This is a genomic window from Eubacteriaceae bacterium ES3 (genome assembly GCA_030586155.1).
Taxonomy (GTDB): Bacteria; Bacillota; Clostridia; order Eubacteriales; family Eubacteriaceae; genus Acetobacterium.
On the sequence record CP130741.1, the window covers coordinates 2338475 to 2353768 of the forward strand.

Annotated in this window: 12 protein-coding genes; 1 reads left to right on the forward strand and 11 read right to left on the reverse strand. The window is 40.9% G+C overall.

The window, feature by feature from the left end; translation table 11 throughout:
* Positions 1–8 precede the first annotated feature (8 nt).
* From Q5O24_10735 to Q5O24_10780, 10 genes are all read right to left on the reverse strand, one after another.
* Positions 9–497, reverse strand: coding sequence for a VanZ family protein (locus tag Q5O24_10735; protein WKY46831.1), 489 nt, complete (start codon positions 495–497; stop codon positions 9–11).
* 104 nt (positions 498–601) lie between these two features.
* Positions 602–1651: a PTS sugar transporter subunit IIC gene (locus tag Q5O24_10740; GenBank protein ID WKY46832.1), complete on the reverse strand. Its 1050-nt coding sequence runs from the start codon at positions 1649–1651 to the stop codon at positions 602–604.
* Positions 1652–1873: 222 nt separating this feature from the next.
* Positions 1874–2512 (reverse strand): YigZ family protein, encoded by a 639-nt coding sequence (locus tag Q5O24_10745; protein ID WKY46833.1) that lies wholly within the window; start codon positions 2510–2512, stop codon positions 1874–1876.
* 3 nt (positions 2513–2515) lie between these two features.
* The gene (hflX, locus tag Q5O24_10750) at positions 2516–4306 is read right to left on the reverse strand and encodes a GTPase HflX (protein WKY46834.1); all 1791 of its coding nucleotides are present in this window, start codon (positions 4304–4306) and stop codon (positions 2516–2518) included.
* Positions 4303–5463 (reverse strand): tRNA uracil 4-sulfurtransferase ThiI, encoded by a 1161-nt coding sequence (gene thiI, locus Q5O24_10755; protein WKY46835.1) that lies wholly within the window; start codon positions 5461–5463, stop codon positions 4303–4305. Before thiI ends, hflX begins: the two co-directional genes overlap by 4 nt.
* Positions 5464–5478: 15 nt before the next feature.
* Entirely contained in the window at positions 5479–6654 is a 1176-nt protein-coding gene (locus tag Q5O24_10760; protein ID WKY46836.1) for a cysteine desulfurase family protein, read from the reverse strand.
* On the reverse strand, positions 6651–7193 hold the full coding sequence (dcd, locus tag Q5O24_10765) for a dCTP deaminase (protein ID WKY46837.1): 543 nt from the start codon (positions 7191–7193) through the stop codon (positions 6651–6653). Before dcd ends, Q5O24_10760 begins: the two co-directional genes overlap by 4 nt.
* 54 nt (positions 7194–7247) lie before the next feature.
* Positions 7248–9617, reverse strand: coding sequence for an endonuclease MutS2 (locus Q5O24_10770; protein ID WKY46838.1), 2370 nt, complete (start codon positions 9615–9617; stop codon positions 7248–7250).
* A 1-nt stretch (position 9618) separates the two neighbouring features.
* A complete protein-coding gene (locus tag Q5O24_10775; GenBank protein ID WKY46839.1) occupies positions 9619–12054 on the reverse strand; it encodes a DUF3656 domain-containing protein in 2436 nt (811 codons plus the stop codon).
* A 58-nt stretch (positions 12055–12112) separates the two neighbouring features.
* Complete coding sequence (locus tag Q5O24_10780) at positions 12113–13507, reverse strand: PLP-dependent aminotransferase family protein (GenBank protein WKY46840.1); 1395 nt, start codon at positions 13505–13507, stop codon at positions 12113–12115.
* Between the two features lie 125 nt (positions 13508–13632).
* On the opposite strand from Q5O24_10780, the gene Q5O24_10785 reads away from it, so the two are divergent.
* A complete protein-coding gene (locus tag Q5O24_10785) occupies positions 13633–14484 on the forward strand; it encodes a pyridoxamine kinase (protein ID WKY46841.1) in 852 nt (283 codons plus the stop codon).
* Between the two features lie 161 nt (positions 14485–14645).
* On the opposite strand, the gene Q5O24_10790 is transcribed toward Q5O24_10785, so the two are convergent.
* Positions 14646–15278, reverse strand: coding sequence for a RecX family transcriptional regulator (locus Q5O24_10790; protein ID WKY46842.1), 633 nt, complete (start codon positions 15276–15278; stop codon positions 14646–14648).
* Positions 15279–15294: the final 16 nt, after the last annotated feature.

Consider the following 15294-nt stretch of genomic DNA (forward strand, 5'->3'; position numbering starts at 1 on the left):
TCTCCTCCTTATTCCATCCATTTATATATCAGATAACCGATTAGACCACCGATCAGATTGAGAATGATATCATCAATATCAGCCCGCCTGCTGGTCAAAAACAGGAATTGGATTACCTCAATTAAAGCTGTTGTTCCCAGACATACCAGAAAAATTTCCAGAAAGCCCACCTTTTTCTTGCGACTAAGAGGATATAAGAGTCCCAGGGGAACAAAAAGCAGAATGTTTCCAAATAGATTAATAAAAGAAGATGTGAAAACATTCATAATAATTTCTTTTATATCAGTAGGATTAGTTGCCAGATAATCCCAGTTGATAATCCCATTTTCTACGATATCATAGAAAAAATTGTCAATACTGGTGATAGGCACCAGATTATAAGTTGTTTCATAAGTAATATTGCTGCTGTCCGGCAGGAGTGTCATCATAAACAGACCAATCAGATAGGCAAAGAAGACAAGTTTGATCATAAACCTGGCCCGATTATTTTTTATCATCCAAATTTCCCCTCGTTTTTTTTAAGCTCATCTATTATATAAAAAAAACCTTTAAAATTCCACAGGAATTTAAAGGTTGTAAAGAAATTGTAAATGTTATTACTTTATAAGTCCAGTTTCATATCCCCATCTTTTATCCATTTTTTAGCATATAGAAGGCGATAAAACAGATATGTCAGCAGTGCCGGAAAAATGAATTGTAACAAAGCGATGCCCATAACAATATTGGTCATCGAATCTCCGGCTTCTGTCATGGCCATTACCGTTCCGATCTGGCCAACAAATCCGCAAGTCCCCATTCCTGCCGCTACGGAAGTATTCTTCATCTGAAAAACAGTGGTTGCCAGGGGGCCTAAAATCAGTGATGCCAAGGTTGGGGGAATCCAGATTCTATAATTTTTAATAATATTAGGCATCTGAATCATGGATGTTCCAATTCCCTGTGCAGCCAGTCCACCGACACCATTATCTTTAAAACTTTGGACGGCAAAACCGACCATTTGACAACAACACCCCACAGTAGCTGCTCCAGCAGCTAAACCTGAAAGACCAAGCATAATACAAAGCGCCGCACTGGAAATGGGTAGGGTTAAAACAATCCCGACCACAACAGCAATAACCGCTCCCATAATTATCGGCTGCTGAATAGTCGCCCACATTATGACATCCCCTAACCATGTCATTAATGATCCGATCGGCGGGCCAACAACTGATGCCGTTAAAGCACCTATTATCATTGTAACAAAAGGCGTGACCAAAATATCCACCTTTGTTTCTCCAGCAACAGCCTTACCAAACTCGGTTCCCACTACTGCAGCGATAAAAGCACCGGCAGGACCACCAAGGCTATTTCCCAAGGCTCCACCAATCGTGATTGAAAACATCACCAGGGGCGGGGCCTTTAAACTGTAAGCTACGGCCACGGCTATGGCTGGACCGGTCATCGACTGAGCTACCGGCCAAACTGTTTCTGATAAAAAGGGGATATTAAAAAGGATCCCGACCTGGTTCAGAATAGACCCCATTAAAAGGGTTCCAAATAAGCCAAAAGCCATAAATTTCAGGGCATCCAGAAGATAGCGTTCCACTGTGAATTCGATATTCTTTTTGGCAAGAAAATCTTTAAAACCGGAATATTTCTTTTCTTTTTCCATTAATGCTCTCCCATCATTTTAGTTATGTAAAAGTAAAACGGAACGCACCCGTTTTACTGTAGCAAAAGAAAAAATACCGAAAGATCTCCTCCGATATTTTTATTCTTCTGTTTTAAACTAAAATACATTATTGTATCCACACTAATTTAAAACGCTTATTATTTCCTATGATTATACAGGAAGTTGCATTGTTTGTAAAGTAAATTGCACTAAGTTAATTATCTAACAATCTTTTAACCTGACATTAACATACTCCGGCTCATCTTCAGTATGTTCAAACTGACCATTTGTTTCTTCCGTTATCCAGGCCAGAAATTCTTTCGCTTCTGCCGCTGGAATCTGGAAAAACAAGGTGACCTTATCGGCAAAATCTTCCTCGACCGGCAACCATTTCTTTTCAGTCAACTGATTAATCAACCCTCCATATAAAGGATAAGCAATTTCTATATAGATTTGGCTGGAAAATTGTTTCTTAATCACCTGAGCGGCCTTAATCACATCACTGGCTCCGCCGCCATAAGCTCTGACCAGACCGCCAGTACCCAGCTTAATTCCTCCAAAATATCGAATCACAACAACTAAAACATCTTTCAGTTCTTTATGATTGATCACTTCCAGAATCGGTTTACCGGCGGTTCCAGCCGGTTCACCATCATCAGTCGCCTTCTGCCTTAAGGGTATCGTGTTTAATACATATGCCCAGCAGATATGGGTGGCCTTATAATGCTTTTTACGAAGTTCTGATAAGACCGCTTCTACCTCTGCTTCATTTTCTACATGAAAGACAAAGTTTAGAAAACGCGATTTTTTTATCTCTATTTCTGTTTCAGTCGATTCAAGAATGGTTGTATAATCTTCCACCGCTTAGCTCTCTTTCACAATTAAATACTTTTCCACACGGTGAAGAGGAAAATCATCTGTCACTTCAATCTGTACCAAACTTCCAGCCTCTTCATAACTAAGCTCCAGGACCACCTTTTTCTCATGCAGAAAAGCCATGGTTTTTGTATCCTCGTAAGGAATCAAGAGGGTCTCTTCCCTGCGCATTCCTAAAAGCTGATCATCAACTTTTTCAAAAAGAACATCGATACCAATTCCTTCCTTAGCAGAAATAAATACTTCTTCTTCCTCCGGGGCCAGAGTTTGACGCATTTCAACGGTCAGCTGATCAATTTTATTATAGACCAGCAGAATCGGGCGGTCTACCACATTTAACTCTTTCAAGACACCATTAACAACCTCAATTTGCTCCTTAAAATGCGGGTTGGAAACATCCACCACGTGTAATAAAAGATCTGCCATCTCCACTTCTTTTAGTGTCGTTTTAAAAGCATTGACCAGATCATGGGGGAGCTTGTCAATAAAACCAACCGTATCGGAGATTAAATACTCGTGCTTGTCATGGCTGACTTTCCTCATGGTTGAATCCAGGGTAATAAAAAGACCATCCTGCATGACTGCCTGACTGGCAGTTAATCTGTTAAAAAGAGTACTTTTTCCAGAGTTGGTATAACCGATCAGACTCACCGTCTTGACGAGGTTTTTCTGCCGCTGAACAGCATTGAGTTCATTGCTTTTTTCAATTTTTTTTTTTTTTGCTTCCAGCTCTTCAATTTGCTTTCTAATATGACGGCGATCGGTTTCCAGTTTCTTTTCACCCGGACCTCGGGTTCCAATCCCGCCACCGGTTCTTGACATCACTATTCCCAGCCCTTTTAAATGACTCATTCGATATTTCTGCTGGGCCAGTTCAACCTGAAGCTTTCCTTCTCTGGTACTGGCATGTTTGGCAAAGATATCCAGAATAACGGTTGTCCGATCGATAGTTTTTGTAGATGTTAAAGCTTCAATATTGTGGATTTGCCGGGCATTAAGTTCATCATTAGTGACAATCATATTAATATCATTGTTCTGAATGATTTTAGTAATTTCCTGAATCTTTCCCCGTCCTAAATAAAAGGTAGGATCAATCTGGCTGCGGTTTTGAGTCACCGTTTCTAAAACCGTTCCCCCTGCTGTTAAAACCAATTGAGCCAACTCTGACATGGATTCATCAATATCCATCCCTTTTTGAGACGCAGTTGACAGACCTAAAAGAAGTACCCGCTCCTCCTCATTTTCCGACTCATAAATCCGGTTGGGATCATTTTTTATAAAACGATTGGCTTTTAAAATAAACTGTTCCAGGGGAAAAGCATTGAGTTTTTTTAAAGAATTGAAATAACCCTGGCGGTAAATAATTTTATCTTCTGCCACCATCGGTATTCCCATTCCAAATAGAGAAGGTGTTTTTTCATCTACCCCAACTGCTACAATACACTGCAGCCACTGGGCTTTTGCAGCTGAAAAATCCTCTGCTGAAAGCCGGGGATTTCCGCCGGGATGAGTATGTATCACCCGATAACGATTAAGCGATTTAACGTAGGATTCCATCTGAGAATCACCCACCGAGACATTAGCAGCGTCTCCAATATTAACCCAGAGAATCCGGTTTTTATCACTGGTACCGATAAGAATTTCCCGTCCTGTCTCCAAAGTTAAGTCGCGAAGCTCATTGAGAACCGCTTCATCAAGTAGGTTCTCCATCTCAATCCCGACCAGATCATCCAAACGCATTTTGACCGATTTTTTCAGGTCACTTTTGATTTTACTCATAACTGAATTATTTCTGACTCCGAAACAGCTGTTTCCATCATTTCGATCATCATCTCTTTGATATTTTCTTCCGAGTTTTCAATTGCCGAAACCTTTGGTCTGGTTTCCGGATGTTTAGGTACAAAAATTGTACAACAGTCCTCATACGGTAAAATTGATGTTTCGAAAGTTCCAATCCGTTGGGCAATCTCGACAATTTCAGTTTTATCAAAACCAATCAGCGGTCTGAAAACCGGAATTTCAGCAACCGCATTAGTGGCCCCCAAGCCCTCCATCGTCTGACTGGCCACCTGACCAAGGCTCTCACCGGTGATCAATGATTTTGCTCCTTCATTTTCTGCAATCATCTGAGCGATCCGCATCATATACCGGCGCATAATGATCGTGGTCTGTCGAGGTGGACACATCTCAACAATTTTTGTTTGAATCTCAGTAAAAGGCACCACATAAAGTTTGATCTTACCACAGTACTGACTCATTATTTTGGCCAGATCTACAACTTTCTGTTTGGCCCGGTCACTGGTGTAGGGAAAACTGTGAAAATATACGCAGGTCAGATCTACGCCTCTTTTAGCCATCTGATAACCAGCAATCGGCGAATCGATTCCGCCGGATAATAAAAGCGCTCCTTTGCCACTGCAGCCAACGGGCAGTCCGCCATTTCCAGGAATAAACTGGTGATACATATAAGTTTGTTCCCGCACTTCAACCCAAAGATTAAAATCCGGCTCATAAAGGTCCACACTCAAATTTTCATTGGCACTTAGGATTACCCCTCCCAGTCTTGCACCGATTTCCGGGGACTGAATGGGAAAACGCTTGTCGCCTCGTCTGGCAGTTACTTTAAAACTTTTAACATCACTGACTTCTGCCATCATTACGACAGCCTGGGCCTCAATGACCTCCATCTTTGACTCAATTACAACTGCTGGACTGATGGAAACAATGCCAAAAACTTTTTGCACCCGCAAAAGCGCTTCTGACAATTCTTCTTCATTAATTGATACAATAATCCGTCCCTGAATTTTTTTGACTTTTGCCGATTCAAATTGTTTTAGGGTATTTTTTATATTTTTAACCAGTAAATCTATAAAATAACGCCGATTAAGGCCTTTTAGCGCAATTTCACCATAGCGCACAAGTATTACATGTTCCATATTTATCTCCTGCATTTATCTTTTTTTCTGCCCCTTGGGTTTAATCAGCTTTCTTAAACTGTTCACCGCTTTTTCGATCTGTTCTGCCGTATAATCAAGATCTGTTTCTGTTATATCTTTACAAAAACTAATCCTAATCGTTCCTTCTTTTAAATCTTCTGGCAGACCTATAGCTTTTAAAACATACTGCTTTTCTTTTTTATGGGATGAACAGGCGGATCCGGTTGAGACAAAAATTCCTGCTGCCTCCAGACTATGCAAAAGAACTTCACCCCGAATATGATTAAAGGATATATTTAAAATGTATGGACTGCCAGTTTCATGCCCATTTATTTTTATCTCATCAATCCTATTTTCCAGCTTTTCAATCAGTTTTGTTCTGATTTGCCGCAACTTTTTTAAATCCTCTTGATAAGAATTTTCCCGAATATCGATGGCTTGTCCAAAACCCAGAATTCCCGGCACATTTTCAGTACCTGATCGAAGCCCCTGCTCCTGGCCGCCGCCTAACAATAAAGGTTTGGGAGATAGGCCTTTTTTTAGATAAATCGCCCCTACACCTTTGGGCCCAAAAATTTTATGGGCACAGATGGTAGCAGCATCTAACCTTAGAGCTTTTACATCAATTGGAATTTTTAAATAGCCCTGGACAAAATCACTGTGAAAAACACATCTGGGAAAACGCTCCTTGATCAGCTGACCAGCAGCTTGAAGGTTCTGGATGGTGCCCAGTTCATTATTGACACCCATAATGCTGACCAGAACCGTATTCTCGTTTAAAGCTGCCTGCAAATCGTCAAGAGAGATCAACCCCTGTTCATCAACTTCAAGAAAAACTACATCAATCCCATGTGACTGATAAAAGGAAAAAACATCCAAAACAGATGGGTGTTCAATAGCTGTAGTGATAATCCGCATATTGTCTCTGCGGCTTTTTTCAACGATTCCCCGAATCACCATATTATTGCCTTCGGTTCCGCCAGAAGTAAAAATAACTTCATTTTCCTGACAATTTAAAGTTTTGGCAATTTTCTGTCTAACACCTGTTACAGCCTGTTCTGCATCCATTCCCAGCCGATAGAGCGAAGACGGATTCCCATAGTATAATTTTGATGCCTGACTGACCTTTTCGATCACTGATTCATCCATGGGGGTAGTTGCTGCATAGTCTAAATAGATTTCTTTTCTCATTTATCTTCGCACTCTTCATCCATAAAAATCCGGCTGCCCATGGCTTTTCGCTGCCCCTGATATTTCCCCTGATAGGGATTTAAGGCTACATCGTCCATTTGGGCAAAAACCAGCTGACAAATCCGTCGACCTTTTTCTAATTTGATTGGCAGACGATTGGCATTATAAAGCTCAAGCGTGATTTCACCTTCAAAACCCGGATCAACCCAGCCGGCATTTTGAATAAACAGGCCCATTCGTCCGATCGAGCTGCGGCCCTCTACAAAAGCTGTCAAGTCACAGGGAAGCTTAATATACTCCATGGTCGTAGCCAGCAAAAAGGAGTTAGACGGGATAATAATCTCATCAGCCTCCAGGGAAATATATTTTATTTCATCTGTTAAGGACATAGCCTCAAAACTGTTTTCATCCAGTTTTAGAAATGATGTTCCTAACCGAATATCTACCGATGCGGGCTGGACCTGATTTTTTTCCAGCGGGTCAATCACCAGGTCCCCCGATTCAAGATATTTATAGATCGTCTTATCCGATAATATCATAATTCCTCCAAGTCTTATAATTCTATCTGCAAGTCAGCAAATATGTTTTGCCTCCTACAGGTTAACCACCGTAACACCCGAACCGCCTTCATTCATAGCCCCTAATCTGAAATCTTCAATCAGTTTTGATTCCTTCAGATATTCATGAATGATTTGACGCAGCCGTCCGGTTCCTTTGCCGTGAACAATCATCAGCTGTTTACTGCCAGACAGGACTGCATCATCCAGCATTTTTTCCACCAGCATCAAGGCCTCTTCGCCATTTTTTCCGCGCAAATCAAGTTTTGTTTCCATGGCATGACGGTCAGTTTTCTTATAGGTTACCTGTTTCTCCTTGGTTTTTCCCACAGCCCTTGATGGTGAAAGATCCGCTATATCAAGTTTCAGTTTCATTACCTCGACCTGAACCATTACTTTCTGATCATTGGGCAAAAGCTTTACGATTTCTCCTTCTCGTCTCAGGCTGTTGACATATACCTTCATTCCCACTGATAAATCTTCAAACTCGAAGTGATCCTGCATCAAGTCACGAGGGTCACCGCCAAATTCATAAATATTTTTTTCCTTTTCTTTAATCCGCTTACGGATCGCTTCCAGCTGCTTATTATCTTTAACCGAATTGGCAGTAGATTCCTGAATTGACCTGATTTCTCTATAGATATCCTCAGTTTCTTCGCGGGTTTTTTTAACAATCTCCATGGCCTCCAATTGCGCTTTTTCAATTAGAGCTTTCTGTTCAAGCAATGACTGATTATACTCCTTTGCCATTTTTTCTTTCAGCTCATCCGCTTCCTGTTTCAGGCGAATGACCGCATCATGTTCAGCCTCAGTTTTTCTTCGCTTTTCATCAATCTTAATCAGGGTTTCTTCAAAGCGAATCGCTTCTGTATTGATCAAGTCTTTGGCATTTTCGATAATTGCTTCGGCCAGACCCAGTCGAGCTGCGATGGAAAACGCATTGGATTTTCCCGGAACGCCTATCAATAAACGATAAGTCGGTCTTAAGGTTTTAACATCAAATTCAACACTGGCATTTACAATGCCCGGTGTGACCAGGGCGTATTCTTTTAGTTCACTATAATGAGTGGTTGAAAGACTGGTGACCCCTCGTTTATGTAAGCCATCTAGAATCGAAATAGCCAGGGCCGCCCCTTCTGTAGGATCCGTTCCGGCACCCAGTTCATCGAATAAAACCAGAGAGCTTTCATCGGCTTCATTTAAAATTTTAACGATATTGGTCATATGAGAAGAGAAAGTCGATAGACTTTGCTCAATACTCTGTTCATCACCGATATCGGCAAAAACGTTTTTAAACAATCGGGTTTCGCTGCCTTCACGCACAGGTACAAACAAACCGGACTGGGTCATCAGGCTCAGTAAACCAACGGTTTTTAAGGTGACCGTTTTTCCACCGGTATTGGGACCGGTAATCACCATCGTATCAATTCCCGGCTCAAATATAATGTCGGAAGCAACCACCTGTTCAACAGGAATCAGCGGATGCCTGGCCCGCAAAAATGAAATGGCTCCAGTCTCTTTAACATTAACTTTTTCACCGCCGGTAGCAAGGGCAAACTTGGCTTTTCCAAAGACAAAGTCCAGATCTACCAGCAGCTCATAGTCAGGAGCAATCGTCTCCCGGTATTCTGAAACTCTGGCTGTCAGCTCCTTTAAAATCCGGATCATTTCCTGTTCTTCTTCAGCCACCAGAATTTTTATATCGTTATTTAACTCAACCACTGCTAAAGGTTCAATAAACAGGGTAGCACCACTAGCTGATTTATCAAGGACGATTCCCGGCACCTGATTTCTGTATTCCTGTTTAACCGGCACCACATAACGGCTGTTTCTGATTGTTATAATTTTTTCCTGCAGAATTTTATCATATGAAGAAGAATTGACCATGCTGTTAAGTTTGTCATTAATTCGATTATTTTTAAACTGCATCTCCCGACGAATCCTTGCCAGTTCCCGCGAGGCAGTGTCAGCCATTTCCTCTGGACCGAGAATTTTTCGGCTGATTTCCTTCTCTAAAACCTGACAGTCATCCATCACTTCAAAACTATCTTTTAAAAGAAGCAGGGTTTCCATTTGAGTATCGGCTTCATAATAATTTTTAAGGTCCCTAATAACCCGAAGCAAAGATGCAATTGATAAAAGCTCACCCATCGACAGCATCGATCCGATGGCACTCCGCTTCAAATAGTCTCTGACATCCTTAACTGGTGCCAGGGGTGGCCGCCCGTTTCTTAAAATCATTCCCATTGCTTCATGGGTCAGATTGAGGGCATGATTAACAGCCGCTAAGCTGGTATGCGGCTTAAGGGTTAGGGCTGCTTCTTTCCCTCCCTCGGTCACACAATTTCCGCTGAGCTGGCTGATGATTTTATTAAATTCCAAAACATTAAGACTTTGTTGATCCAAGCTATTTCACTCCTCGTTTAAAACTTCCTCTAGTAACTTTCTTTGTCAGTCCAGGTTCTCTGCCTGACTGATTTTCTAATATACCATTATAGTAATCAATGATCTCCCTCACTGTTTGGACATCCTCATCCAATACCCGTATCCGCCAGGTTTTTATACCGCTAAGTTCTTGAATTTCATGTTCAAGAAAGAGACAATCACCATTATAAATATGAATCAGCCCCTGTCTATCCCGTCGTACTGGAAATGTAAAACCCCGTTCATCGGAAAGTGTACCTAATTTTATTTTCTTACAGTCCGAAGAACAAACTTTGCAGGAAAAGGGGCATTTTCGACTAACCATCAGCTTCTGCTGCCCATAGACGTTAAGCACCAGAGGCAAGGGACTTTTTAACCCTATTATTTCTTCCTTACTGAGTTCAAGCGATAGAGCCAGTTCAGAGACACCCCATTTTTTAAGCGCCCAGGCCGTTTTCGAATTAAATACATTAAAAGAAACATCGGTCTGAAGGTTTAAGCCTCGGTCCTTTAGAATTTGCAGCGATTCGAAGTTTGCAACTATCAGGCCATCACAAAAATCTTTTATTTTATCTAAATCCCGATATTTAATTAACTTTTGGCTTTGACTCTGATTGATTACCTGGGGCAGGGAGAAAAACACTTTATAGCCTTTGCTTCTAAGTCTTGCAGTTTTTTCCAAAACAAACTGTTCTGCCTGGTCAAGATTTAATGGCAAAACAAGCTCCAGCACTCCTTGATATGACTTATTCTCATCCAGAAGCTCATCCAAATAATCATCATCTGGCAGAACTTCAAACTGCAGCGAAATAATTTCAGGAACAAAATTATTTTTTACATTCGGCCGCTCGACCTGATTAATGTTCTCAGTTTTTCCACTTCTTTCCATGCCTTCTTTGGACTGTTTATAAGCTAATACACTTTCATTTCGAAGATTATTGAGCTGGCTTTTAGACAAAAACAAGCCATTTTCGCAGACCACATGGCAGTCAGAAAGTTTTAAACCCGTACCACCCAGCCGACTCATCTGGTTCTTAATCAACTCTTCGGTCAGCGGGTTTTTCTGGGCTTTCTGAGGAATTTCGCAGCCTGTATAGATCAGGGATTTGATACCGTCTGAAATCTCTATCACAGGCAGTTTATCTGCCAAAATTCTGATTGACATGATAATTTCCTGATCTGAGATCTTTATCTCTGCCAGAGCCTCTTTTTTTAAGCGTTTCATTAAATCAGCATCAAAATTTCGATAGACCGGCATCCCTTCATCAAATTCTCCTTTAACAGGGATCAAAACATCCTGATAGCCTGTGTTTTTTTCAAGGGATTCACCAGTAGGCAAAAAAATCCGGTCAACCCGGCTTCCTTTTTCACCGGATTCACCAAAGGACAGTCCGTCCCCGATAGAAAGAACTATCTGCGGATCAAGTTCTAAGGGCAGGTTATAGTAACCTTTTGCCTGCTTTTTAGTCTTTACTTTTCCCACGACGCCAATTCGAATACCGCGATTTTTTGCCACTAGAGGATTAAGAATTTGTGAATCTCCGATTAAATGACCACCAGTGAAATCCCGATTAAAAACCTGCATCACTTCCTGGTCATCAATATCACCTTTTTCGCCATTTTCAATCTGGTCCAGCCGGTTTCTATAAGCTCTCGTCACTGCATAAACATACTCAGGGGTCTTCATCCGCCCTTCAATTTTCAAGGCATCAACTCCCGATGCCACAATGGACTCAAGGCTATTTAGCGTACTTAAATCCTTAGGACTCAAGAGATATCCTTTGTTCAACTCTTGACCTTGTTCGTCAAGAAGCCGGTATATTTTTCGACAGGGCTGGGCGCAAAGTCCTCTATTACCACTTCTTCCTCCGATCTGGCTACTTATCAGACATTGGCCGGAATAGGCATAACAAAGGGACCCATGGACAAAAATCTTCAATTCCACAGTGCTCTCATCTTTAATTTGTTTGACTTCTGAAATAGGCATTTCCCGAGGAAGAACGACCCGTTTAATTCCAAGATTCTCAAAAAAACGCACCCCTTCCAGACCATAAATCGAAACTTGGGTGCTGGTTTGAAGTTCCAACTGGGGATAGGCTTCTTGAATCCAGTCAATTAACCCCAAATCTTGAACAATCAGTCCATCAATCTGAAGTGCGTTATAAAAGCTGACTACTTCCGTCACAATCTCCCATTCCGAATCTTTTATCAGTGTATTCAAAACAATGTAAATTTTTTTGCCTAAGCTTTTGACTAAATGAACTACCTCAGTCAGTTGTTCGTCACTTAAATTCCCGGCATTCTGCCTGGCATTAAATTTTTTTCCACCAAGATAAATGGCATCCGCACCACCATTAATGGCCGCAATAACTGACTCCATATTTCCAGCTGGAGCCAACAGCTCGGGTTTTTTCTTCATTCGTACCTCTTCATATTGTTTCTGGTTTTTTATTATAACACAGATTTAAAGAATCCCTCTATAAATCCCAGGCAATTTTTAATCTTTTAATTCCAGACCTGATCTGGGCTTTACTAAGGGCGCCAAAACCCAGCAAAACCGTTGACTGATATTTTTTCGGGACTGCCTTTAAAAAATAACTTGAACAGGGATAGACCTTCACCCCCTGCTCTAGGGCTGTTCTCACCATTGTCGATTCATCAGGGCCATCTTTTAAACTCACCAATAAATGATGTCCTGCTTTTTCACCACTGATCTTTATTTTCCCCTCAAATATTTGTAAGGCTTCATTCAAAAAATCATGTTTTTCCCGATAAACTTTGCGCATCCGGTTCAAATGTTTTTCATATTGACCACTGCTGATAAAACGGGCCAGCATTTTCTGTTCAAGAGTTGAGACGGATGACCCAATGTCATCATAAAGATTATGATAGCCGATCATCAAATCCTCCGGCAGAACCATATAAGAAATTCTAAAAGAGGGGGCTACCGATTTTGAAAAAGTCCCCATATAAATCACCCTACCGTTTTCATCAATACTTTTTAAGGACGGCAGCGGACGTTCATTATAACGAAACTCACTGTCATAGTCATCTTCGATAATATACATTGCTTCCTGATGATTAGCCAAGTTAAGAAGTTTCATCCGGCGGTCAATGGGCATACTGATCCCCAACGGAAACTGATGAGAGGGCGTGACATAAATGGCAGCATCGCGATAATTTTTTAAGGGCTCAATTTGAATTCCTTTATGATCAATATCAATTGAATCAACAGAATTACCAATTTGCTTAAAAATATGATAAGCCTTTAAATATACAGGGTTCTCAAGAATAACAGGCTTTTCCTTTCCCCAGATTAAACCCAGTGTTTGGAGCATTCTGTCCGTTCCAGTCCCAACAATAATCTGATCTTCCGTGCATTTGACGCCCCGACTCCGATAGAGAAGCTCAACCAAAGCTCGACGAAGTTCACTACTGCCCTGGGGATCAGGAAGTTTTAAAAGATCATCATCACTCTCACAAAAGATATTCTTAAACTCTTTTCTAAATGCCTCATAGGGGAAAAGTTGTTCATCTACTGCATTCGGTGAAAAATCGATATCTATCGCAATTTCTTCACCTCTTTTTTGAACTGAACTATTGATATTTTCTTCATTCCCCTTAAAGTAGGGTTCTATCTCACAAACATAAAAACCTGATTTGGGAACGGCTTCAAGATAACCTTCTGCCACCAGCTGACTGTAAGCGGCATCTACCGTATTGACACTTACTGCCAACTGTAAAGAAAGTTTGCGTTTTGAAGGCAGTTTTTCCCCACTTTTCAAATGATTTCCAATAATTTGCGCCTTAATCTGCTCATATATTTCTTCGTATAAATGTTTTTCCTGGTTTTTAAATGTTATTGTCAGCATAGCCCCTCTTTGATACTGTTAATTTTATTAAATCTGATTCTTTTAATAGGTTCAATAATAACTTATAATAATTAAATCAATCTAAAACGCAAAGTATTTGCGCTTTTACATTTTCAGGAGGACTTATGAAACAAAAACGCATTGCCGCTATTCACGATATATCCTGCGTTGGCCGATGTTCACTAACGGTCGCCCTACCCATACTTTCGGCTGCCGGAATCGATACCGGTGTTTTGCCGACCGCTGTTTTGTCTACTCATACTGGGGGTTTTGAGAATTTCACCTACCGCGATCTAACCCAGGACTTAACCCCTATCGCCAACCACTGGAAGTCACTTGATCTGAAATTCGATGCCTTATACAGCGGTTTTCTGGGCTCATATGAACAGATTGACCTGGTCTCAAACTTTTTTGATACATTTAGAGAAAATAGTACGCTTATTATGGTCGATCCGGTCATGGCTGATAATGGCGAGTTTTATTCTGTTTATTCTCCAGAAATGGCCAAAGGGATGGCTCGACTCTGTGCTAAAGCAGATATCATCGTCCCCAATCTGACAGAAGCAGCCTTTATGCTGGATCAGCCATATCGAGGGGAAGACTACGATGAAGACTATGTGATAGACCTACTGAGGCGTTTGGCTGATCTTGGGGCTAAAAAAATCGTCTTAACCGGCATCTCTTACGATGAAACTAAACTGGGAGCAGCAACTTATGATTCTGAAACAGGCCTCTATTCATATGTTCACAATGAACGTATTTCTGATCACTTCCACGGTACTGGTGATGTTTTTGGCAGCACTCTGCTGGCCGCCCTTTTAAACGGTTTTGAGCTCACTGACGCGACACAGATAGCCGTTGATTATACTCGTGAAACGATCATTAAAACGCTTTTATACGATCAGGAACGTCGTTACGGTGTCTGTTTTGAAAAAGCAATCCCCTATCTCATCAAACGTTTGAATCTTTCTGAATAAATCTTTTAAAGCATAAAATACTAGAAATGCCTGGCCGAATTATTATATTCTGCCAGGCATTTCAACTCATTAAACATCTTTGAAAAACTTTGTAAGAAAATCCAATTCCATATTTACACCGGCTTTTCATTTACAATCTATTATTGTCCCGATAAATTCTTTTACCGTTCATTATCCAACAGTCTTTGAATACTTTCATAGTCATACCCCCGCAGGGCCAGATTATTAATAAGGCGCTGCTTCAGCTCATATCCCTCGTAACCTTTTTTCTTTAATTTCTCAGCTGCCTTCTGAAAATCTTTTTCAAGGCGCTTAAAGCGTTCTTCTTTATCCTGCTGATCCTCCAGCCATTCAAGATTATTAACAGCCTCCAAAACCATCTGATGATTATAACCTAAACGCATCAGTTTTTCATAGAGCTTTTTCTGACGTTCGCGAACAGACTTTCCTTTAACCGTAGATTCATACTTGACCGCAAGTGTTACACATAGCTTTTTTTCTTTTTCCAGCGAAAAATAGTCATCTAATTTTTGCAGTAAATGATCAGCTAAACCTCTTTTTTCCAAATCATAATAAATTCTCTTTCGTCCATATTTTTTTACTGCTTCATTATTAGACAAATAGCTATTCAAATACTGTTGGTCATCCACATAGTGGTATTCCCGGAGTCGCTCCATAACTTTGACAATCACTTCCTCAGAGAAGCCTTTTTTTCTTAAATGTTCAAGCACTTCATTCTCAGTACGACTTCGGTAGGACAAAAACCTGACTGCTGCTTCCATGCATTTCTCCATATTCCCCTCCATTAAA